Here is a 24,280-nt window from a genome sequence, read left to right on the forward strand (position 1 = left end):
CATTTGGTTATACTCTTTTCTTAAACTGGCGGTTTATTCGTTTTCTCCCGCTCTTCATAGTCTTCATTGCCGCATCTGACCGAGAACCGAACCGTTCATTCCACTGCTGCCTGAGCTGTGCCAGCCTGTCTCTCCACATAGCTGCTTCTTCAAACTCCAGAGCTTTGGCTGCACGTTTCATATCCCGCTCTGTTTCGGTAATCTGCTGATACAGTTCATCATCAGAAATTTCCTGTTTCTTTCCGCCTCTGTAATCGGCCGGCTTTTCATCCACCTTAGTCAGATCAATCAGATCTTTGACCCGTTTCTGCACCGTCCGGGGAATTATATGATGTTCCTCATTATACTTTTGCTGAATCGAGCGGCGGCGGTTGGTTTCCTCTATGGCGTACCGCATCGATTTGGTTATTCTGTCAGCATACATGATGACATGTCCGTGCGCATTTCTGGCTGCACGGCCAATTACCTGAATCATAGATGTTTCAGAACGCAGGAAGCCTTCCTTATCCGCATCCAGAATGGCGACCAGTGAAACTTCCGGCATATCCAGCCCTTCGCGAAGAAGGTTTATACCAACCAGCACGTCAAAAACCCCGGCGCGCAGGTCCCGTATGATTTCAGCACGCTCAATGGTTGCTACGTCGGAATGGAGATATCTGACCTTGACTCCCATTTCCGTCAGGTAATCGGTCAGGTCCTCTGCCATTTTCTTAGTCAGTGTAGTAACCAGCACCCTTTCATTGAGCTTTTCCCGTTTATGAATTTCTCCCAGAAGATCATCAATCTGCCCCTCAATTGGACGCACTTCAATATCCGGATCCAGAAGTCCAGTCGGGCGAATAATCTGTTCCGCCGTATTGGTCGACACTCCCAGTTCATACGGTCCCGGCGTTGCCGATACGTAAATTACCTGGTTGATTCTTTCCGTAAACTCATCAAATGTCAGCGGACGATTATCCAACGCACTGGGCAGACGGAACCCATAATCCACCAATGTGGTCTTTCGTGAACGGTCACCATTATACATAGCCCGAAGCTGTGGCACCGTAACGTGGGATTCATCAATCATAAGCAAATAGTCGTCAGGGAAATAATCCAGGAGAGTATAAGGAGGATCTCCGGGCTTGCGATTCGACATATGTCGTGAATAATTTTCAATGCCTGAACAATATCCCACTTCCTGCATCATTTCCAGATCATATTCTGTACGCTGTTTGAGGCGCTGTGCTTCCAGCAGCTTATCCTGTGCCTTCAACACCTTCAGACGTTCATCCAGTTCCTTTTCAATACTGGTAATCGCCCTTTTCAGTTTGGGTCCTGTAGTTACGTAGTGCGAAGCCGGGAAAATGGCGATATGGTTTCGTTCTGCCACCGTTTCTCCGGTAAGCACATCAAATTCAGTCAGCCGGTCAATCTCATCACCAAACATTTCAATGCGCACCGCCGTATTATTTGAAGCGGCAGGGAATACATCAATCGTATCCCCGTGCACACGAAACGTATCCCGTGTGAAGTTTATATCATTTCTCAGATACTGCATCTCCACAAGCCGGCTTAACAAATTCTCCTGCGTAATTTCTTCCCCCGGCCGCAGGGACAGTCCCATGGTGCTGTAATCTTCCGGATCCCCTAACCCGTAAATACAGGACACCGAAGCAACAATGATTACATCCCGCCGTTCAAACAACGCCATTGTGGCCGAGTGACGCAGTCGGTCGATTTCTTCATTTCTTGAAGAATCCTTTTCAATATATGTATCAGTAGTCGGTATATAGGATTCCGGCTGATAATAATCATAATAGCTGACAAAATAATACACCGCATTGTCAGGGAAAAAATCCTTAATCTCACTGGCTGTCTGTGCCGCCAGCGTCTTATTCGGTGAAATAATAAGGGTAGGCCTCTGTACCTGCTGAATAATATTGGCCATGGTAAATGTCTTACCTGTACCCGTAGCCCCTACAAGGACCTGTGCCCAGTGTCCGTCATTGAGCCCATCGACCAGCGTGTGAATAGCTTTAGGCTGGTCCCCCATAGGTTTAAAAGGAGCCTTCAGCGTGAAAGGAATGGCCGGTTCCTGGTAATTACGTTTAATGCGGGATTTGTTCATAAGTGTACCTCGTTTTCTTTTCTCATTATATCATCAGAGGCAACCATATGTTCAGGGGCAGCCAGGGCCTGTCCGGCCGGCATTTTGCCTTCTCCTGAATCAGTTTTCTCTTTCCATGTGTAAAGATTAAAAAAGTGCTGTGAACTGTCACAACACTTTTAATTACCTGTTTATCGAAGCAGTCTGGAAACCACATAAACCAGAGCCGCGACGGCCAGTATTGCCCCAAATCCGACAAAGGCAAACCAGACCGCGACTGCCAGCAGCATAAGGAAGCCAATGAAGGCCGCCCCATACAGGATCTTCTTCCACAGCGGCAGACTGTGTATATGAATTACATGGATTCCTGCCTGTTTTGCAGCATCATCCCAGTCCATCTGTTCCCGGCTGCGCTCTTCCTGTCCGTTTTCGTTCAGCGTAAGGCCCTGAAAATCATGGACATCGGTTTCACTCATCACCTGAGGCTCTTCATGAACCTGTGTATTCTTATCTTCTGTCATCCGTTTATCCTCATATTTTGACCAGCTGCAGTTTCAGAACCCGGCAATTACAACACATCCTGCACATATTTTCCTGCAACGCTGTCATTCAACTTATGATTTAATATTATCATAGTTTGACATATTTTATCCAGAATCCATCTCATCCCATTTTCTCTTCTGCCTGCACGAAGGCAGCAAAAAGACTGATGCCTTCATAAGCATCAGTCTTTTCTGTTCATGATTTAACTGTTGATTCAGCCCGGATTACAGAGCCTGCAGTTTCTTAATCAGAATACCACTGACCATGCGCGGATTAGCCTTACCATGAGATTTCTTCATGATCTGTCCAATCATTGCGCCCATAGCCTTCTTATTGCCGGACTTGAAGTCAGCCACAGCCTTTGGATTTTCAGCAATCGCTTCATCCACCATGGCTTCCAGTGCACCGGTATCGCTAATCTGAACCAGTCCCTGTTCCTTAACAATAGTCTCAGCGCTCTTGCCGGTTTCCCACATTTCAGGGAAAATCTTCTTGGCAATCTTGCCGGAAATAGTCCCCTTGGTGATAAGCTTCAGCAGTTCAGCCATAGCTTCCGGAGTCACCTTGGAATCTTTGATTTCCAGACCGTTTTCGGACAGCTTGCCTGCCAGTTCACCCATCAGCCAGTTGCACGCTTCCTTGGCATCAGCCCCTGCTTTGACCATAGCTTCAAAGAAATCCGCTCTGTCCTTATCGCTGGTCACATACGCAGCATCATAAGCGGACAGGCCATAGGATTCCATATACCGTGCCTTACGGGCATCCGGAAGTTCCGGCAGTGTCTTTCTGATGTTTTCAATATATTCATCAGATACGGTGAACGGGACAAGGTCCGGTTCCGGGAAGTAACGATAATCGTTGGCTTCTTCCTTGGAACGCATGCTCTTGGTTACCCCTTCATTTTCATCCCAGGTTCTGGTTTCCTGCTTGATGGTACCGCCTGCTTCAAGAATTTCTGCCTGACGCAGTGCTTCATATTCAATAGCCCGTTCAACCCCTTTAAAGGAGTTGATATTCTTAATTTCTGTCTTGGTGCCCAGTTCCTTCTGTCCTACCGGACGTACAGATACATTGGCATCGCAGCGCAGAGAACCTTCTTCCATACGGCAGTCTGAAATGCCGCAGTACTGAAGAATGGCACGCATCTTTTCCATATAGGCAACCGCCTGTTTAGCTGATCTCATATCCGGTTCGGATACGATTTCCAACAGTGGTGTGCCTGTACGGTTGTAATCTACCAGGGAATAATCCGCTGTGGTGATGGAAGAGCCATGATGAACCAGCTTGCCGGCATCTTCTTCCATATGCGCACGGGTAATGCGGATACGGCTTACTTCCCCATCCACTTCCACGTCGAGATAGCCATGTTCACAGATTGGCAGGTCAAACTGGGAAGTCTGGAAATTCTTCGGAAGGTCCGGATAGTAATAATTCTTTCTGTCAAATTTGCTGAAGCGGGAGATTTCGCAGTTCAATGCCAGTCCGGCACGCACAGCAAATTCAAGTACTTTCTTATTCAGCACCGGCAATACGCCTGGAAGTCCCAGACATACCGGGCAGACATTGGTATTCGGGTCTGCACCAAAAGAGGTTTTGCAGTTACAGAAAATCTTTGTGGCCGTATGAAGCTCTGTATGCACTTCAAGCCCAATTACTGCTTCGTATTTCATGCTTACATTTCTCCTTTCGGTGCGGTCTTTGTGAATTCAGGATGATTCTGTTCAAATGTGTACGCTGCACGTAAAATCTTCTTTTCTCCCAGTGCCGGTCCGATAATCTGCATGCCCAGCGGCAGTCCATTGTGGAATCCTGCCGGGATGCTGATAGACGGTAAACCAGCCAGGTTGACCGGGACGGTACAGATATCTTCCATATACAGAGACAGCGGATCAGAGAATGCGCCAAACTTAAATGCTGTGCCGGATGCAGACGGTGCAATCAGTACATCACACTGTTCATAGGCCCGGTCAAAGTCTTCCTTAAGCAGGCGGCGAACCTTGAGCGCCTTCTTATAATAGGCATCATAATATCCTGCGGAAAGTACATAGTTCCCCAGCATGATACGGCGTTTAACTTCCTTGCCGAAGCCCTGTGTTCTGGTATTGATGTACATATCCACAATGTTATCTCCCGGAGCACGGAATCCATAGCTTACGCCATCATAACGTGCCAGGTTGGAGCTGGCTTCTGCCGGTGCAATAATGTAATAAACCGATACACCGCTCTTAATATGCGGAATAGAAACCGGAACAATTTCAGCTCCTGCTTCCTTAAAGAAAGCAATGGCCTTTTCAATAGCTTCTCTGGTTTCCGGTTTAATGCCCTTTCCGAAGAATTCTTCCGGAACGCCGATCTTCATGCCCTTGACATCATTGACCAGAGCTTCGGTATAGTCTGCCTTTTCCATAGGGATAGAGGTAGAATCCCGTTCATCATGCCCTGCAATCGCGTTGAGAACGATAGCCGCATCAGTTACATCTCTGGTAATCGGTCCAATCTGGTCCAGAGAGGAAGAAAAGGCAATAAGGCCATAACGGGAAACCAGGCCATAGGTTGGCTTCAGGCCTACCAGGCCGCAGAAAGAAGCCGGCTGACGGATAGATCCGCCGGTATCAGAGCCCAGTGCCCAGACCGCTTCCCCTGCTGCTACAGCCGCTGCGCTGCCGCCAGAAGAACCGCCAGGTACATATTCCGTGTTCCACGGATTCATGGATGGCCCAAAATAAGAGTTCTCGGTAGAGCTGCCCATGGCGAATTCATCCATATTGGTCTTACCTACCGACACATAATCATTGGCTTCCAGTCGTTCAATAACCCCTGCATCATAAGGAGATGTCCAGTTTTCCAGCATACGGGAAGCCGCTGTACATTTCTGTCCTCTGATGACAATGTTATCCTTGATTGCTCCGGGAATACCGGCCAGTGCAGCAATTTTTTCACCTGCTGCAATTTTAGCATCCACTGCCGCTGCCTGCTTCAGTGCTTCTTCATCATTGACAGAAAGGAAAGCATGAATATCGCCCTCCACCTGCTGACGATGTGCAATGAACTGTCTGGTTAATTCCACAGAAGAAATTTCCTTCTGTATCAGCTTTTCATGAAGTTCATGAATTGTATAACCCACTTGTCTGCCTCCTATATGATTCTAGGTACTTTGAAATAACCGTCTTCTTTTTCCGGCGCATTCATCAAAGCCTGTTCGTTAGTAAAAGATGTATGCGGCTTATCTTCACGCATAACATTAAACTGTTCTACCGCATGAGCCATTGGTGCTACATTTTCCGTGTCATACTGGTTCAATTCTTCCATATAGGTCAGAATTCCACTCATAGAGTCTTCCAGTTCCTCGATTTCCTTATCAGTAAAGGATAAACGGGAAAGAAGAGCTACCTTTTTTACTTCTTCAGCTGTAATTTTCAAAGTTTCCACTTCCTTCTTTAAGACATTTGCTTCTATATTTTACCAGATTTCAAGTCAACTTGAACAGATAGCCTGCTAAATAAATGACAATCCGGACCAACCTCATTCATAATTAGCGAATTGCAATAAATAACGCAACACTTTTCACAAATTAGAAATTTCCTGTGTAAACATCTCTGATGCAGACCTGAATCCAAGACATTTTCGTGGTCTTTCATTAATCAATGACACGCTTCTATCCAGCTCTTCCTGATTGATGGCAGAGAATAATGTACCCTTAGGATAAAATTCTCTGAGCAGACCATTGGAATTTTCATTGGCTCCGCGTTGCCGTGAGGAATATGCCTCTGCAAAATAGAAGGGAATGCCCATGGCCTCTATCTCCCGGAAACAGGCAAATTCCTTCCCTCTGTCTGATGTCATGCTTCGGAAACAGTTCTTTCCATATCGCTTTATCAGCTGTTTAACCGCATATAGCATAGATTTAGCAGAACAATCCGGAATACAAATCGTCACATAGAAACGCGTTTTGCGTTCCAGGAAGGTGGCTTCACAGGCCTTATCTTTTCCACGAGGAGATACTACGGTATCAATCTCCCAATGCCCAAAAGTCTTTCGTGTCTCTACTTCGGGCGGTCTGTCAGAGATGGGAGTTCCAATCAAGAACTTTCCTCTGATTTCCATGGTCCTGAAAGGTTTTCCTTTACGACGAAAAACCTTTTCATCAACGAAGAACCTTTTCATCGACGGAAAGTTGTTTATTATGAATCCAGTTATAGATGGTTTTAGCTAGAGAAGCAGTAAAGATGGTGCATCTCCCCTTGGTAGAGCGGCATAAGGAGGCATGGGCTTCTGCACGTTCAGCGAAATACTGCCCCGGTGAACGCTTGAACTCACGAGAAATGGTGGAAGGATGTACCTTCATAAGGGACGCAATTTTACGAACAGAATGACCTTCAAGCACCTATGCTTCTATCTGATAACGTTCTTTTATGGTAAGATGGGAATAACTCATATTGGTAGTCCTTTCTATAATGTATTTGTCGTTATTCACATTTTACAGGAAACTACCAATATGAGTTTTTTACTGTTGCATTATATTTTACAATCTACGTTATGGTAAAATGAATGTATATTAAATTTAAGTTATAAATTTATGTTAACACAGAGTACCCAGAAAAACGGTATCTGCTGTCCGTTCAAAATCTTAGCTTACTCCCCGGAGAGGTGTCCAATTATGCACATTGACAATGACCCACTGAAAGAAGAGGCTGATCTTTTATCCTATACACGTCGCATATATCATGATTTCTACGTCCAAAACGATATCGCCCTGCTTCTTGCATCGTTAGCCCCTGATGTTTCCTGGTGTGGCAGCGGATCACAGATGATGAGATCCGGACGGGACGAGGTCATGCGATTCTTTGTCTCCACAAAAGATGAAATGATTCCTTTCACTATTCATAACGAAACCACGGCTGTGCATCGTTTAAGTGCCGACTTCATAAACATCACCATTGCCAATGATGTACAGACACTGCCATCCACTCCACTGCTTCTGAAAGAACATCTCAAGTGTGACATCCTATATAGGAAAAATCCGGATTGTGCCAATGGCATCTGTTGGGAAATTGTCCATATCAATAATTCCGTTTCATATGACAAACTTAATCCCGATGAAACCTATCCCATCGCCGAAGGCACCCGGGCCTATCAACAACTGACAGAAACGCCGGTCTTACCGGAGAATAAGATTTCCTTCTTCCGCATGATAGGCAGAAAACTCATGCCCAGTCTTTCAACAGAAGAACAGCATTGTCTCAGTATCCTCTCCATCTTTGACAACTTCTCTATTGAAGATGCTACAACAGTCTGCGGCAATACCAATATCTATGCCCTGCTGAACAAACTCCTGGCTCAGGGATTTGTTCTTCACCAGACAAAGACCACCGGTACCTATGCATTGTATCCTCTGATAAGAGAATTCCTGCAGCAGAAATTCTCTCTGCTTCCGAAAGAGGAACAGAACCAGCATTTAACCTGCGCAGCACAACATTTTCTTTCTCAGCAGCAATATACCAAAGCCATGTCTTATGCAAACCGTGCAAAGAATTATTCTCTTTGCCTTCGCATATTCATCAGGGGCGCAGACACCATACTGCTTTCCAATCCCAAAACATACCCTATGGATTTACTGGATCATGTTCCTTCTTCTGTGCTGAAAAAACATATGTATCCGGTACTTTACATACTGCTGGACATGTATTTTACAAATGCCAGAAATCTGTATCAGAAAAATTATGACAGGGTTAATTCATTATTGACCGGAGAGGACAAACACATATTCTTCGAGCTGTTAAAAGCCTATATTTCTCTCAACAATCTCCCCTCGATGATCAATCATATGCAAAATGCCTGCACCATTTTACAGCACACCCATTTCCGACAAAAACTCTATGCGCCTCCTCTCGGTTTTTTATGCCCTTCTTTTGCACTAATTTACCATTCGGTGCCCGGAAAATTCAGTGAAGAAATAAATCAGCTTGCCACATTGCATCAACTGTCGGCTACTATAAATCATAAACAGAATCAGGAAGAATGGGCATTATATTTTAAGGCAGAGTACAGTTATCATACCGGAAACTGGAAAAAGTCCGCAGAAATTCTGGCTCATCTCTCAACACTGCCGGCTTTTGCCCTTGAACTGACCTTAAGAGCACGTATCCTCTATATTCAGGGATTTATGGCTTATTTCCAGAATGATTCGAGCTCTCTTTCCGATATCTATGAAAAATTACAGTCTTTGTTGCCCCGAGCCACCAGTTATGAGTCCATGCTTATTCATCTTTGCAGCCTCCGACTACGGTCCGCCATACCGTGTATAGCTGAAAAAAATATTTCGCCAGACTCTGAACCTGAATCTCCTCTCCGCCACTCTCCCGGGCTTACCTATCAGGAACTTATCGAAACCTGTACATTGATAAAACCGGGAAACGGTATCCCTCTCCTTTATGCCGCGCTCAGAAATGAACGCTTTTCCAGAGAACGCCATTCAGTGTTAGGTGAAATTTACAGTTATTTATATCAGGCCATTGCTTATGATATGCTGAATCAGCCGGACGACTTTCGCCAAAGTCTCACTAAAGCGCTTACTCTGGCGGCTCCGGATCATATTATTTCGCCTTTTCTTCCATTTACTTCCCATTTACCAGTCACCTGGAGTCAAATACGTGGAAGCGATTCCATGAACCATCTGATTCAGGACATAGCTTTATTTGTCCAGGAAAGACCGTATCATCTGGAAGTAAAATCTATGCAATTTCCTCTGCTACAGGAAACACTGACTGGTAAGGAACTTCGTATTATCCATCTGGCCGTATCCGGAAAAACTAACCGGGAAATTGCCGAGGAACTGCATCTCGCAGAAATTACAATAAAAAAGGCTCTTTCCCGTATATATAAAAAGCTGGGAATTAAAAACAGAACGCAGCTGGCCACCCTTATAAACCAACATTTCCTTAATCCGTGAAAGATCATGCCTCTGCACTTTCCCGTCAAAATCAAAAAAGGATTCAGAAATACCATAAATTATTTCTGAATCCTTTTTTCTTTGTCCCCCTTTTAAGTACCCTGCTTGTTGCAGTCTGGTGGTCATTACCATCTTCGCTTCCAATAAACAGCTGTCAGTCCCTGCTCACATTTCCACCAATATATAAGGGTCAATGCACAGAATTTTTACCTATGCATTGACCCTTTCCTCAAATCATCATCTCCCGTAACTAACATCCGGCCTGGAGGGACGAAAACTGATGATTAATGAGGTTATGCCTTGTTGCTGGCTGTCATGGCCTGGAGCTCCGGACGGAATTCATCAATTAGTTCTTTTTCCGCCTTAACGCCCTTTGAAAGTGCTTTGTAGATAATTTCCGCCATTTCATAGCGGGTCATCTGACGCTCCCCATGGTATTTGCCATCTTCATAACCTTCTATGATGCCGTTCCCAGCCAACCGGGAAACTGCTTCATATGCCCAGTGGTTAGCTGGTACATCAGGGAATTCCTTGGACATATTAGGATTCAGCACGGAAAGCAATGCGTCCATGCGTGCTTCGAGCTCCTTAACTTCCTGACGAAGGATTTCATTCTCCTTGATCGCATTCTCAGTTGCTGCACGTGCCGACTTATTGCCACCGCGGCCCACTCTTACAGAAATTCCGCCGCCCACCATGTTTTCACCGGTACCGAACGAGGTAGATACTCCAAGCATTACGTCTTCATTCGGACGATAGTACATGCCTATAGCTGCTGCCGTTTCATCCCTGTAATTGCCTACGGCTGCCGCCACATTCAACTTAGAATCCTTATCGAATTCCAGTGGATTAAGGTTAGCCAGTGCCGCTGCATTAGCCCCCACCTTATCCAGGCGGCTGTCCAGTTTGGACACTCTCTGATTAGTATTGTAGAGCTGAGAACCGTTTACCGCGTCCATGCTGGTCGGTGACAGTTCGCCTGGAGCTACATTGGTTATCTTCTTGTTATTTGCGTTGATTCCTTCCGCGCTGATATATGTTTCATTGCCAACCTTGAAAGAAGCGGCTGTCACATCACCAGTGACGGATGCATTACCAGCCACGTTCAGATTCTTAGCAATATCCACATCATCGTGGAAAGTTGCTTTTCCTGCTTCCACATTTCCTGTAGTGCTGATGGTTCCACTTCCTGCATTCAGATTTCCTCCACTCAGAGTAAGGTCATGTCCTGTCATAGAACCGGTAACACTGAGACTTCCCCCGGTAATGCTTCCATCTGCATTTAATGCAGCCGCTGCATCGGTACTGTTACTGCCGCCTGCATATACCCCACTGACGTCCATCTTGGTTCCTGTACCAACAGACAGTCCGGTAGTATCTATGGTTACCGCATTGGTCTCACCTTTATTGATAATCAGAGTATCTGCCGGATTAACTGAGGTGGTTACGTTACCATCCGCATCAACAGAAGAAGTGATTTTCTGCAACGTATTATTTTCATCTACCGCCAGACCATGGTTGATTGCTCCAGACAGTGCATCTACATTGGCCTGATCATGATCAGCCTGTGCCTGCAATGCGGTCTTGGTTGCGTAGGTAGTCTCCGCATCTGCCGTTTTCAGATACGTAGTGGAAATATCATTACCATCCTTATCGCTCACAGCCTTTTCTGCTTCTGTTGCATTGGCTACATTATTTACCACGACAGTTGTAGAACTGCCATCCCCTTTAGTAACAGTGAGTGTAGCCCCGGCCCCTGAAACATCGGTTACCACATCGGATAGCTCACCAGAAAGTACGGTGGCTGTTCCACTTGCCGGTGTGCTGACCTCCGTCGTACTGAGAGCGGCAAAACTCATTCCCGCCCCAGACAATAACGCCCCAGCCGTCATAGCGGCAATAACCAAGCCCCGCGTGGCTTTCCCTGCACTTTTTGTATGTGCTCTGGCAAATTCTGATGTAACCACATAACAATTCTTTGCCTGATTGTAAATAACTCTGTAAATCCTGTTCATATGTATACCCTCCTTTTGAACACCATCTTTTGTGACAGCTTCAGGCCAGATGAACTGCCGGTCTGTCAACTCCCAAATATTAAAGGCCCTTTCCGGAATCTTCCGGAAAGGGCTCTGCAATACACCGGGGTAAACTATCACCTTACTCTTCCCCTGCGATGCAGCCTTATCTTGGCCGGATGATTCTCTGCATCAGGAATATGCTGGCTGCTTACGCCATCTCATCCCCTGAAAGTCTATCAAACCTTTTACTGTGAATAGTATAAAAAACCGGGGTTATTTCAAAAAGTATACTCAAGTATATTCTTACTTTTTACTTGTACATCAATTGCACGACATTGGCACACCACAAATAATCTGAAATTCCGCTAATGGTTGACACTTGCTGCATTTTATCTCGATTGTAAACTTTATTTCGTTCTTCAAAAAAACATTATTAGATAAAAATTCATCCGGCGTTATATTATAAAATTAAGTTATACTTTCGTATATAAGTGTATATTTATTCCTCGCATTCCCATTTTATGACAATAAAAAAGCAGAAAATACAGTTTTGTATTTTCTGCTTTTTGTATAAACACTAATATTCAGAGAGATATTATTCTGTCTTTTCAAGACCAGCCCGTTTCAGGAATTCCTGCTCATTAATAACCGGAATATTTTTGGCCCTGGCCTTTTCCAGTTTGCTGCCTGCATCAGTTCCTGCTACCACCAGAGTCGTCTTGTTCGTCACAGAACTTTGCACGTCTCCACCAAGACTGCGGATACGTTCACCTGCCTCTCTACGACCAATAGATGCCAGTTTACCAGTGAGAACTACCATTTCTCCGGAAAAGGCTCCACCAATCTGCTCTTCACGGACTTCTTCTGTTAAAACCCCCACTGCCTGCAACCGGTGAATCAATTCTATATTTTTCTCTTTTCTAAAATAGGCATATAAACTGTCCGCAATAACATTCCCGATGCCTTCCGTCCCTTTCAGCGACTCTACATCTGCATTCATAACAGCCTCTATGGTATGATACCGCTCCGCAATAAGCTCTGCGCCCTTGGCTCCCAGATATCGGATTCCCAGACCAAAAAGAAGTTTGGCCAGGCCCTTATTTTTGCTGGCCGCTATGGAGGCTACCAAATTATTTGCACTCTTTTCTCCCATCCGTTCTATCTGCTCGATATCCTCCGCCTTCAGGCTGTAGAAATCGGCTGGATCCTTTACCAGATTGTATGCCAGAAGACTATCTACTACGGACGGTCCCATACCATCAATAGCCATCGCATCCCGGGATGCAAAATGAATGAGCTTTTCCCGTACGATACCTCCACATTCCGGATTGGTACAGCGATAAGCCGCTTCTCCTTCCACACGTTCCACCAAAGAGCCGCATACCGGACAATGAGAAGGCATTTCAAAAACCACTTCACTGCCAGTTCTCTTATCCTTTTCCACCACGGCTACTTCCGGAATGATTTCACCGGCTTTATAAATACGCACCCAATCCCCGACACGGATATCCTTTTCACGTATAAAGTCCATATTATGCAGAGTAGCTCGTTTAACCGTAGTCCCTGCCAGATGAACCGGTGTAAGATCAGCAGACGGTGTAAGAACCCCCGTACGTCCCATAGTAACAATAATACGCTCCACCTGTGTTTCCGCTTCTTCCGGTGGATATTTGTATGCAGTAGCCCATTTAGGATCTTTTACCGTGGCCCCAAGCTCTTCCTGCTGGGCAAAATCATTGACCTTTATCACCATGCCATCCGTATCATATGCCAGTTCTCTGCGCTTATCCTGCCATTCGGCCACCCCCTTTATTACACCTTCGATAGAATCCCATTTGCGATAATTGGGATTTACCCGGAAATGAAAAGCTGCCAGCTGCTTCAGCAGTTGCTCCTGGGAATGGATTTCCAGCCCTTCCACGCTTCCCAGTGCATAAGCAAAGAAATCCAGCTTTCTTGCCGCAGTGACATGCGGGTCCAGCTGACGCAGTGATCCGGCTGCGGCGTTTCTGCAGTTCGCAAACGGCATTAATCCTGCCTCATCTCTGGCTTCATTCAACTGAATAAAACTCTTCCGCGGCATGTATACTTCTCCGCGTACTTCCATATATGGCGGAGCATTCTCTATAAAAAGAGGGATGGAATTTATCGTTCTTACGTTGGAAGTTACATCTTCTCCCACACGGCCATCCCCTCTGGTCAGTCCCTGAACCAGTCGCCCCTGTTCATACACCAGATTCATAGACAATCCATCAATCTTAAGTTCTGTAATATATTCCACCGAATCTGTTCCCAGACCTTCTTTAACCCGGCGGTCAAAATCCCGGAGTTCGTCTGCACTGAATGCGTTCGTCAGAGAAAGCATTGGCTTTTTAAACCGTACTTTTCTGAAATCATCCGACGCCTTTCCCCCAACACGCTGTGTCGGTGAATCCGGCGTGACTGACTCCGGATATTTTGCTTCCAGCTCCACCAGACGTCGATACATATGATCATACTCATAATCTGTAATCTGCGGTGCATCTTTCACATAATATAAATAACTATGATAGCGCAATTCTTTGCGCAGTTGTTCTATTTCTTTTGCTGTTTTTTCAGGTATCATAATCCTTCTCCTTTATAAAGAGCATACGGCTATATTTTACCACGTACCCCAGCGCAGATACATTACCATGAAAAAAGCTATGAAAAGATATCTTTTCCCATCTCTTTTCATAGCTTTACAATTTTTGTCAGATGATTAAGTCATTCCCCTTTTCAATCTTCCTTTTCCAGAGGAGCGAAAGCTGCCATAACCTGGCGAACCTGCTGACCTGGGAACTGCAGTTTTAAAATCATGCTCTTTCCTGTCCCTGATACAGACAGTACTTTGCCTTTCCCCCACAGCTTATGAATAACCTTATCCCCGGCTTTCCAGTCGTATCGTGCTCCCTGGCTGCGATTTTTAGGAATTCCGGAATATGCGGCTGTCGAGACGGCACGCTCACTGGCATATGTATCATATCGGCGCATAACCTGAGTCTTGCGCCGCTGGCTTTCTTCTACTTCAATCTGCTGCACCAGATCCGACGGTATTTCCTTCAGGAACCGGCTTGGTGTATAAGGTTTAAGCTTACCATACATAGTCCTCATCCGGGTATTGGTAAGATAAAGTTTCTGCCTTGCACGGGTAATCCCTACATAACAGAGGCGCCGTTCCTCTTCCATCGCCGTATCATTCATAAGAGACCGGACGCCCGGGAAAATGCCTTCATCCATACCGGCAATGTATACAACAGGGAACTCCAGTCCCTTGGCGCTGTGCAATGTCATAAGGGTGACCTTATCATCTTCTCCATCATAGTTGTCCACATCATTAACCAGGGCCACCTGTTCAAGAAATGCGGTAAGATCCCCATCTGGATTATTTCTCATAAAATCTCTGGCTACAGACAACAGTTCGCCCAGATTTTCTTCCCTGCTTTCTGACTGCGGATCATCACTCTTCTGCAGATTTCTAAGATATCCAGTATCATCCAGCACTTTCTGTATCAGCTGGAATACATCCCCCTCCGACACCGCATTGAGTAGTCCGAAAATCAGGGCGCTGAATTTCTGCAGTTTCTGTCTGGCTGAAGAGGTCACATTGGTATCATCCGCTGCCATAACCGCCTCAAAAAGGGAAATGCCATGTTCACTGGCATATTCTGACAGTTTTTCCACCGTAGTTGCACCAATCCCACGTTTTGGCGTATTGATGATGCGACGGAGACTGATATCATCCCTCATATTTCCCAGCACCTTCAAATATGCCATGATATCCTTAATTTCTGCACGGTCATAGAATCTTACTCCGCCAACCATAGTATAGGCAATCCCTCGCCTGACGAGCGCTTCTTCCAGAATACGGGACTGTGCATTCATTCGATACAGAATAGCCATATTCCCATAGGGAACCCGATTCTGTTCATGATTCTTTTTCATGCTGGAAACAATATAGTTAGCTTCCTCATGCTCATCTACCGCTTCAAAATGCTGGATAAGCGCGCCTTTTTCATTTTGTGTCCACAACCGCTTGGATGGTCTGTCCAGATTATTCTTAATGACTTCATTAGCTGCCTGAAGAATAACTTTAGTCGACCGGTAATTTTGTTCCAGCTTAATTATCTTCGCATCCGGGTAATCCTTCTGGAAATCGAGAATATTCCTGAGATCCGCACCTCGCCAGGAATAAATACTCTGGTCCGCATCCCCAACAGCGCAGATATTCTGGCGGTTTCCTGCTATATATCTGGCCATCAGATACTGCGCATGGTTAGTATCCTGATATTCATCAATCAGAATATAGTGAAAACGGTTCTGCCACTTTTCACGGATTTCCTTTTTCTTGAGCAGTTCTGTCGTTACCAGAAGCAGGTCATCAAAATCAAGCGCATTGTTGCGTTTCATAGCTGCATCATACCGGTCATAAATATCGGCTATACGTTGAGCAAAAAAGTTATCTCCCACCGCTTTCCGGTAAGCTGCCGGGCCAAGCAGACGGTTCTTAGCACTGGAAATATGCCCGGCCACGGCATTTGGCTGGAACTGTTTATCGTCCAGATTCATCTCCTTCAGTATATTTTTTATAAGCTGTTTGGTATCATCTGAATCATAAATTGTAAACTGAGACGTATACGGTGGATAATTCTGTATTTCCCTCCGGAGGAATCTGGCGCCAAAAGAGTGGAATGTATACATCCAGATATATTCCGCCTCACTCCCAACCAGGTTGTGTACACGTTCCCGCATTTCCTGAGCCGCCTTATTTGTAAAGGTGATTGCCAGAATTTTATGCGGATCAATCCCCTTTTCCAGCATATATGCAATACGACAGGTCAATGCCTTGGTCTTACCGGAACCTGCCCCGGCCATAATCAGCAGCGGGCCATCAATCTGCTGTACAGCAGCACGCTGTTCTTTGTTCAGGCTATCTAAAAACTCAGCCATGTATTATTTCCTCCTCCACATGGGATTCCAATTCCTTCACAATAAATCCAATAGAATCTATATGTAAAAAACATAATAAAACCCGTACATTCTTATGGTATGTACGGGCCTTATATCTATACAGTTATCCCTGACAGAAATTATTCAGCATATGCCTTGATAAGCTGTGGGGATACCTGCTTCTTACGGGACATAACCTTTGGCAGATATACGCAGTTATCTTCAGCATTCTTATTAAATGCCTTTTCTGCAACATCCTTTGCACCATCAGTGAACCAGAGATAAGTATCTTCGGTAAGAATATTGGTCACCATGAGATAGGAAGCAACATAGTTATGCGCTGCACGGTTCTTTTCCAGTGCTGCCATAATATCAGCCTTCTTCGCATTGATTGGTTCTACATCCATTACAGAGATCTGTCCAACAGTGAATACCTTACCTGCTGATTCAAATTCCTTGGTATCATTTCCAGCAAGCTTTTCAGCCGGATAGTCAGAAATATCAGCACCAGCCTTAAGCATTTCCATGCCGTATTCTTCGTAATTAACTCCAGCCAGTTCAGCCAGTTCCTTAACTGCTTCGCGATCCTTATCCGTGGTAGTCGGGGAACGGAACAAAACGGTATCAGAAATAATAGCAGAAAGCATCATGCCAGCCATAGCTCTGGACGGCTTCACGTTGTTCAGTTTATAGAGATTATAGATGATGGTATTCACACAGCCTACCGGGCAGAACAGAATGAAAATCGGGCTTGCTGTTTCAAAATCACCAATTCTATGATGATCTACCAGTTCAATAACTTCAGCATCCTTAATGCCATCCACACACTGCTTGGATTCGTTGTGGTCAACCAGAATAACCTGCTGACCAGCTTCTACATGGTCAATAAATTCCGGTGCTTCCACGCCAAAATAATCCAGAGCAAATTTGGATTCTTTGTTTAATTCGCCTGCGCGATAAGCAGCTGCATCCATTCCCAGTTCACGCTTGAGATTAGAATAGCTGATAGCTGCTGCAATAGAATCCGTATCCGGAGACTTATGTCCAATAACGATAACTTTGCTCATTTGTATTCTCCTTTTTACACAATCGATGAATCTTTAAGTATTATACCATAAACCAGAAAAAAAACAGTTTAAACTTTCAACTTTTTCTATTTTTCCTGATATCAGTACTCAAACTCCAATAAAAAAGAATTGTGGCAATACCTGTTGTATTATCCACAATCCTTTCTTATGCTGATTATCTCTTCAGAATCTTTTTACGTAATCCGGAGAAGTTTATTCGTTCCAATACGATGAACAGCATCGGAATAATGAATATCTGGAAAATGGTTGCTGAGGTTACACCAAAGACAACCGCAATCCCCATTTCTGAACGGGATACGGAACCTGCTCCTGTAGACAATGCCAGAGGAATGTTACCGAGAATAAACGCAAGAGACGTCATCAGAATAGGACGCAGACGAATTTCTGCTGCTTCTATAGCTGACTGTACGACATCCATGCCATTATCCACTCGAACCTTCGCATATTCGACAATCAGAATCGCATTCTTAGCCGCCAACCCGATAATAGTCAGCAGACCAATCTGGAAATAGATATCGTTATATACATTGAAGGCAAAGGCTGCCACAACGGCTCCGAAGAACCCGGTCGGCAGACCAAACAGAATGGAAAACGGAATCTTCCAGCTTTCATACAGTGCTGCAAGAGACAGGAATACGAACAGAATGCCCAGAGACAGAGCATAAACTGTCTTGTTACCTGCTTCAAGTTCCTGTTCGGAAGTATCCGCAAATGCGTAGCTGTATCCGCTTGGCAATACCTGATCCGCCACTTCCTGTAATGCGGTAAGTGCCTGCCCGGAAGAATATCCAGCTGCGTTGTTACCGCCAATCTTAACAGCCGGGAAATTGTTGAATCGGGTAATAACTGCCGCTGTACTGGTCTGTGTTGGAGTAATAAAGTTTCCAATCGGAACCATGTTGCCGGATGCATCACGAACGGTCACATATTTGTTATCCGCCAGATTCATACGGAATGGTGTATCCCCTTCTACAACGACCTTATAGTTACGACCAAACAGAGTGAAATCATTAACGGTATTTCCGCCATAGAAAGTAGCCAATGTGCTGAAAATATCACCGATGTTTACACCATTTCGTTCTGCCTTCAGACGATCCACATCATAATGATATGCCGGAGTATCCATACGGAAGGTGGTATATGCACCATTAATTTCAGGTCTCTGGTTAGCTGCAGCCAAGAACTGATTGGTTACGTCATTCAGTTCTTCCATGGAACCGCCGCTCTTATCCAGAATATACAGAGTGAATCCGGAAGAAGTTCCCAAACCTGGAATAGGCGGTGGATTCATAGCAATAATATTTGCGCCCGGGTTCATAGCCCCAAAGGCAAAGGCCTTACCTACCATAGCATCCACGGATGTATCTGGAGTCTTACGTTCATCCCATGGCTTTAACTTAACAAAGGATGTCGCTGCATTCGACTTCTGTCCGCCTGACAGAATATCAAATCCGGTAATCCCCATTTCTTCCTGTACACCAGGCTGTTTGGCAATAAAGCGGAGGAATTTTTCAACTTCCTGATTGGTTCTAACATTAACAGAACCTTCCGGAAGTGTGAAAGAGGCAAAGAAATAGCCATTATCTTCGGATGGAAGGAATGCGGTTGGCAGCTTAACAAACAGAACACCGGAAATCACAGTGAGCGCCACCAGTACTCCCATAGGAACCACCAGCCGCTTAGCCAGCCTGCGCAGGAAATTCCCGTATATCTTTACCATTCGGTCGAACCCATCATTGAACTTGTCCCAGAATTTCTGCAAACGACCTCGTTCAATAACTTTGGATTCTTCCTTAAGGATAGACGCACAAAGAGTTGGAGTGAGGGACAATGCAACAAATGCAGAAAGAATAACGGAAATGGCAATAGTTAAAGCGAACTGTTTATACAGAATCCCCATGATACCGCCGAGGAATGATACCGGCACAAATACCGCAGCGAGTACGCAGGCAACACCGATTACAGGGCTCTGTACCTTCTGCATTGCGATATAGGTAGCTTCTTTGGGCGACTTATTGTTATATCGCATTTCGTATTCTACCGCTTCGATAACTACGATAGCATCATCGACTACCAGACCAATGGCCAGTACCATAGCAAACAGGGTCAGTGTATTAATAGTAAAACCAAGTACTTCAAAGGATGCAATGGTTCCCAGCAGGGATACCGGAACGGCAATCATTGGAATCAGTGTGGATCTCCAATTCTGTAGGAAGATATAAACAATAATCGCAACCAGAACCAGCGCTTCAAAGAAGGTATGCATTACTTCATTAATGGAAGCATTGATGAAGTCTGTATTATCCATGTTGATTGCATAGGTCATATCTTCTGGGAAAGACTTGGCATCCTGAGCAAGTTTTTCCTTAATCTGTGTCAGCGTCTGCACCGCATTAGCATCACTAGTAAGAGAAATGCCAAGTGCAGAGGAAGCATGATTACCGCTTCGCGCAATAAAGTCATAAGAACGCTGATCCAGCACAATACGGGATACATCTTTCAGCTTCAGCAGAGAGCCATCTGCATTAGTCCGAAGTACGATTTCACCAAACTGTTCCGGGGTCTTCAGACGACCTTCTGCATTAACAATATACTGCAATGCAGTCCCCTGAGCGACCGGCGCAGTACCAATGATACCACCGGCAATCTGCTGATTCTGTGTGGCAATAGCATTTACAATTTCCGAAGTAGTAATGTTATTCTTTGTCATCTTCATAGGATCGAGCCACACGCGCATTGCGTAGTCAGAACCCCATTCGGTAATATTACCAACCCCTGGAATCGTCTTCAGTTCATCCAGATAGTTAATACTGAAATAATTCTTCAGGAACGCTGCATCATACGTGTTATTTGGAGACTGAAGAGAAATAACCAGTGCCATATCCCCGGAAGACTTCTGAGTAGTTACCCCCAGTGTTTTTACTGAATCAGGAAGACCTGCGGTAGCCTGGCTTACTGCATTCTGTACTCGAACCGTAGCCATATCGTCATCTACGCCGCTCTTGAACTGCACATTCAGTGAATAAGAACCATTGGAGTTACTGGTAGAGGACATGTTATCAAAGCCTTCTACAGAAACTACCTGCTTTTCGATAACTTCAGCAACCGTATCGTTTACAACCTGGGAATCTGCACCATAATATGTAGCATGTACAGAAACCTGTGGTGGAGTGATATGTGGATATCGGTCTACTGGTAATGTGAACATGCAGAGCACCCCGGCAATAGAAATGACAATAGCCATAACAATTGCAAATATAGGACGCTCAATAAAGAATTTTGACATGAGACCTCCTTACTTACCGGTGCCGCCTGCCGGCTGTGCGGTCATAGCTTCCTTAGCCTGCTTTTCGAGGGTAGCCTTTGTAACTTCAACTGCCTGAACCGCCTGACCACTCACAACCTTGGCCTGGCCAGCCACAATGACTTCATCTCCTGGATTCAGGCCGGAAGAAATGATGGAATACAGGCCATATGTACCAATTACATTCACAGGCTTCTGTACTACCTTCCCGCCAACCACAACATCAACCATGTTCTTGTCAAGCAACGGAATAATTGCCTGCGTTGGAACCAGCAGACTGTTAGCCGCCACCTGAGAATCAGAAACAACCGTAGTAAACATACCCGGCATCAGCAGGTTTCCTGGATTCGGGAATGCTGCCTTGAAAGAAATCTGTCCCCCGTTCATGCTTGGGTTGATCTGTACAATCTTTCCTGTATATCCATATTCGGAACCATCAGAAAGCTGAAGCTTCAGAGAATCCCCTAAAGCACTGGTTCCGCCATGTTCACGCACGAGGTTAAGATATTCCGCTTCAGACATATCAAACTGAACGTAGAGCGGATCAGAAGAAGAAATGGTCACCAGTGGTGTGGTTCCTGCTGTAGCATAGGTTCCCACATTGACATCATCCATAGAGAGCGTCCCTGTGAATGGTGCCGTCACAATCGTATCATTCAGATTATCCCTTGCAATCTGAACCTGCGCCTGAGCCGCATTAACTGCAGACTTATATTCAGAAACGGCGGCCTTCTGTGTGTCATATACCTGACGGGAAATAGCCCCTCCGGCAATCAGCTTTTCATAACGTGCCAGATCAGTCTGGGCATTCTGATACGTTGCTGCTGCTCTGGCTGCATCTGCCTGTGCAGAAGCCAGATTAGAGCGATAAGTTCTTGTATCCAGACGATATAATGGTTGTCCGGCCGTTACCCGTTCACCACCACTTACATATTTCTCTGTAACTGTACCGGAAACCTTAGCCTTTACAGGAACTTCCTGCAAAGCCTCCACAGTGCCTGTGTACTGACGCTGAATCGGCGTATCGGATGTAAACACCTTAAACGTGTCCACCTTGGCATTTGGCATTGCCTGCTGCTGGTCAGAACCACAGCCGGAAAGCAGTCCAGCTGTCAATACTGCCGCTGCCGCAGTCGCTGCGAGCCATTTTCTATAATTCATTATTTACCCCCTGAAACAAAAAGTCTGCTTTTGTAAAACTATATTATCCTAATATTAACAAAACAGGGATAATGTTTCAATAGCTAGCTATCTATTATATCCCTGTTATGATTTCATCATAAGGCATCCACTGGCACCTTGACTACCGCCTTTTTTAGCTGTACAGGCCCTTCGGGACCGGAGCAAAGCGGTCGGTGTAAATCCTCAGGAAAACAGATAACGAAGCTCCCCGGTGTGAGATGCACTCTGGTTTCCCCGTTTCTTCCTTTAAAAAAGTACAAGTCCCTGTCAGGATGAGATTCTATGTTTTTCTCAACATAGCATACCGGCTGGATTCCCATGTATTCTTCCCCCTGCACAAGAAAGGCAATATCGATAAACTGTTTGTGCCCTTCCAGTTTTCGCTGTTCTTCCGGTTCCGTAACCGGAGATTCCAGAGAAAGGCGGAACCCGTTCACTTCATAAATTCCGTCAGCCTTTTCTGCCAGATTCATCTGTACCATCTGACCAAGGCACTGATAGATGGTATCCGGAAGCTGATTTGCATATTTTTCAAGATTTGCTGCTTCTCCACTGATCATTTCCATACTCCTTTTTTACATTGTCTTCTTATGTTACCACAAAGCAAATATCCTTTGTAATACATGACCTTTCGATTATCTGCGCCTTTTCCACGCCCACAGAAGCCCATATACTACCGCCACCCCGATTATCAGTCCCAGCAGCCTTGCTCCATTGGTTTCATAGTAAACTATATCATGGCCAACGAAGACCTCGATGAATACAGAGGGAAACTTACCAATCAGGCTCCCTTCCAGATGATGGAGGAAGCTGATATCAGACACTGCACACACCGCTGTCACGAGCCCATTAGGAAGATAAGGTATCATACGGCTCAGTGCCACAATCTTCCAGTTGTCGTACGTACCCATCTTCCTTATCAGGCGGTTTTTCTCCATCAGATGCCTTGCCAGGTCTCGAAACATAAGACGCATCAGAAGAAAGGAAATTACTACTCCGATAACTTCGGAAAGCCAGGAAAGGATAAATCCCCAGAATAGTCCAAAGACGAGGGCATTGGCTGTAGATATAAAAATAGAAGGCAATACCCCGGAAACATTTACCAGCACATCCAGCAGAATGCTCACTAATACCGCATATGGCCCAAAGCTTCTGAGATAGGAAATAGTCCCATTCAGATCCCCATTGACTGACAGATAATACATGGTCCGGTAAAAGCCAGGATTAATCACATATATTAAGGCGAACAGGAAAAAAATAACAGCAAGAATGATGAGCTTTATCTTTGCATCACTCTGCTGCTTTACATGTTGTTTATTCATATTCCTCCCAGGCCGGTTTTCCGGCAGAAGACTTACATTGCCTGCTTGTAGCTTCATCATAAGCAAGCCCGGAGAGTACGTCAATAGCCTTATCCCACTCTTTATTTAAAATTTAATAAGGCCTTTCTGATATTCCTCTAATGAATCCGCCTTATCCCGGACAACAGGTTATTATTTCCCCTGAATTCGCTGCTTCCCGGCAGATATAGAAAAAAGACATCAGTCCCGATCTGAACTGACGTCTTTTCTCTGATATAAACGAAGATGCCTTCATCTCCGGCGTTTATAAATGGAGCGCCTAGAGGGATTCGAACCCTCGCACTCGGTTCCGGAGACCGATGCTCTATCCCCTGAGCTATAGGCGCCTGACGAAAGAATTATAACACATACTGACGTAATGCTCAAATACTATACCCATTTTACCAGTATGTTAAAATATATATCATTAGAGGAGGTGCATCCCATGGAAAACGAAGAAGAACTTTCCGCTGAAGAATTACAGGAGCTCATGTCCTGCTATAAAAAGGAACTGGCGCATATTTACCGTACCGCTTCCGCTAAAAGGGCCGCTGCTATGAAAAGAGATACATTCCATCGAAACACCCTGCTCAGGCAATGTGATGAGGAAATGAGAAGTGACATTGATTCTCTGAAAAAGAAGTTTGGTATTCACTATTAATATCATCCAGAGGTTGACATAACTTTTACCATAGTATATATTAGTTATGTCAGCTTATGGATCATTAGCTCAGCTGGTTAGAGCACCTGACTCTTAATCAGGGTGTCTGAGGTTCGAATCCTTGATGATCCACCAAAT

General features: G+C 45.1%; 17 protein-coding genes and 2 tRNA genes. 3 read left to right on the forward strand and 16 right to left on the reverse strand.

The genetic code is table 11. The annotated features are described in order from the left end of the window. Nucleotides 1-7: 7 nt before the first annotated feature. The 7 genes from uvrB to BLQ79_RS08375 all read right to left on the reverse strand — a co-directional run bounded on the left by uvrB (nt 8) and on the right by BLQ79_RS08375 (nt 7,016). On the reverse strand, nt 8-2,110 hold the full coding sequence (uvrB, locus tag BLQ79_RS05580; RefSeq protein ID WP_091364660.1) for an excinuclease ABC subunit UvrB: 2,103 nt from the start codon (nt 2,108-2,110) through the stop codon (nt 8-10). Between the two features lie 170 nt (nt 2,111-2,280). Then, complete coding sequence (locus BLQ79_RS05585; RefSeq protein ID WP_091364663.1) at nt 2,281-2,610, reverse strand: hypothetical protein; 330 nt, start codon at nt 2,608-2,610, stop codon at nt 2,281-2,283. A gap of 246 nt (nt 2,611-2,856) precedes the next feature. Further along, nucleotides 2,857-4,302 carry an Asp-tRNA(Asn)/Glu-tRNA(Gln) amidotransferase subunit GatB gene (gatB, locus tag BLQ79_RS05590; RefSeq protein ID WP_091364664.1) on the reverse strand — a complete coding sequence of 482 codons (1,446 nt, stop codon included), beginning with the start codon at nt 4,300-4,302 and terminating at the stop codon, nt 2,857-2,859. Nucleotides 4,303-4,304: 2 nt separating this feature from the next. After that, nucleotides 4,305-5,756, reverse strand: coding sequence for an Asp-tRNA(Asn)/Glu-tRNA(Gln) amidotransferase subunit GatA (gene gatA, locus BLQ79_RS05595; RefSeq protein ID WP_091364667.1), 1,452 nt, complete (start codon nt 5,754-5,756; stop codon nt 4,305-4,307). A gap of 11 nt (nt 5,757-5,767) precedes the next feature. Then, nucleotides 5,768-6,052 carry an Asp-tRNA(Asn)/Glu-tRNA(Gln) amidotransferase subunit GatC gene (gene gatC / locus BLQ79_RS05600; RefSeq protein ID WP_091364669.1) on the reverse strand — a complete coding sequence of 95 codons (285 nt, stop codon included), beginning with the start codon at nt 6,050-6,052 and terminating at the stop codon, nt 5,768-5,770. A gap of 144 nt (nt 6,053-6,196) precedes the next feature. Further along, on the reverse strand, nt 6,197-6,736 hold the full coding sequence (locus BLQ79_RS08370; protein ID WP_234944938.1) for an IS30 family transposase: 540 nt from the start codon (nt 6,734-6,736) through the stop codon (nt 6,197-6,199). A gap of 40 nt (nt 6,737-6,776) precedes the next feature. After that, a complete protein-coding gene (locus BLQ79_RS08375) occupies nt 6,777-7,016 on the reverse strand; it encodes a helix-turn-helix domain-containing protein (protein ID WP_234944939.1) in 240 nt (79 codons plus the stop codon). A 273-nt stretch (nt 7,017-7,289) separates the two neighbouring features. Here BLQ79_RS08375 and BLQ79_RS05610 point away from each other — a divergent pair, with 273 nt between their 5' ends. After that, a complete protein-coding gene (locus tag BLQ79_RS05610; RefSeq protein ID WP_159427856.1) occupies nt 7,290-9,581 on the forward strand; it encodes a LuxR C-terminal-related transcriptional regulator in 2,292 nt (763 codons plus the stop codon). A gap of 293 nt (nt 9,582-9,874) precedes the next feature. On the opposite strand, the gene BLQ79_RS05615 is transcribed toward BLQ79_RS05610, so the two are convergent. The 9 genes from BLQ79_RS05615 to BLQ79_RS05655 form a co-directional block, all read right to left on the reverse strand. Further along, entirely contained in the window at nt 9,875-11,596 is a 1,722-nt protein-coding gene (locus BLQ79_RS05615; RefSeq protein WP_091364674.1) for an ESPR-type extended signal peptide-containing protein, read from the reverse strand. A gap of 598 nt (nt 11,597-12,194) precedes the next feature. Continuing rightward, nucleotides 12,195-14,204, reverse strand: a complete 2,010-nt coding sequence (ligA, locus tag BLQ79_RS05620; RefSeq protein ID WP_091364675.1) for an NAD-dependent DNA ligase LigA — start codon at nt 14,202-14,204, stop codon at nt 12,195-12,197. A 152-nt stretch (nt 14,205-14,356) separates the two neighbouring features. Further along, a complete protein-coding gene (pcrA, locus tag BLQ79_RS05625) occupies nt 14,357-16,567 on the reverse strand; it encodes a DNA helicase PcrA (protein WP_091364677.1) in 2,211 nt (736 codons plus the stop codon). Nucleotides 16,568-16,707: 140 nt separating this feature from the next. Beyond that, on the reverse strand, nt 16,708-17,634 hold the full coding sequence (locus tag BLQ79_RS05630; protein WP_091364679.1) for a manganese-dependent inorganic pyrophosphatase: 927 nt from the start codon (nt 17,632-17,634) through the stop codon (nt 16,708-16,710). 175 nt (nt 17,635-17,809) lie between these two features. After that, complete coding sequence (locus BLQ79_RS05635) at nt 17,810-20,941, reverse strand: efflux RND transporter permease subunit (RefSeq protein ID WP_091364680.1); 3,132 nt, start codon at nt 20,939-20,941, stop codon at nt 17,810-17,812. 9 nt (nt 20,942-20,950) lie between these two features. Then, a complete protein-coding gene (locus BLQ79_RS05640) occupies nt 20,951-22,120 on the reverse strand; it encodes an efflux RND transporter periplasmic adaptor subunit (RefSeq protein WP_091364683.1) in 1,170 nt (389 codons plus the stop codon). A 116-nt stretch (nt 22,121-22,236) separates the two neighbouring features. After that, nucleotides 22,237-22,701, reverse strand: coding sequence for a YhcH/YjgK/YiaL family protein (locus BLQ79_RS05645; protein ID WP_159427857.1), 465 nt, complete (start codon nt 22,699-22,701; stop codon nt 22,237-22,239). Nucleotides 22,702-22,776: 75 nt separating this feature from the next. Next, complete coding sequence (locus tag BLQ79_RS05650; RefSeq protein ID WP_159427858.1) at nt 22,777-23,463, reverse strand: TVP38/TMEM64 family protein; 687 nt, start codon at nt 23,461-23,463, stop codon at nt 22,777-22,779. A 290-nt stretch (nt 23,464-23,753) separates the two neighbouring features. Beyond that, a tRNA-Arg gene (locus BLQ79_RS05655) sits at nt 23,754-23,828 on the reverse strand. A 98-nt stretch (nt 23,829-23,926) separates the two neighbouring features. Here BLQ79_RS05655 and BLQ79_RS05660 point away from each other — a divergent pair. Together BLQ79_RS05660 and BLQ79_RS05665 are read left to right on the forward strand one after the other, a co-directional pair. Further along, nucleotides 23,927-24,142 (forward strand): hypothetical protein, encoded by a 216-nt coding sequence (locus BLQ79_RS05660; RefSeq protein ID WP_091364687.1) that lies wholly within the window; start codon nt 23,927-23,929, stop codon nt 24,140-24,142. A 58-nt stretch (nt 24,143-24,200) separates the two neighbouring features. Beyond that, nucleotides 24,201-24,277, forward strand: a tRNA-Lys gene (locus tag BLQ79_RS05665). Nucleotides 24,278-24,280 lie beyond the last annotated feature (3 nt).

The organism is Dialister histaminiformans, assembly GCF_900103425.1.
GTDB lineage: Bacteria > Bacillota > Negativicutes > Veillonellales > Dialisteraceae > Allisonella > Allisonella histaminiformans.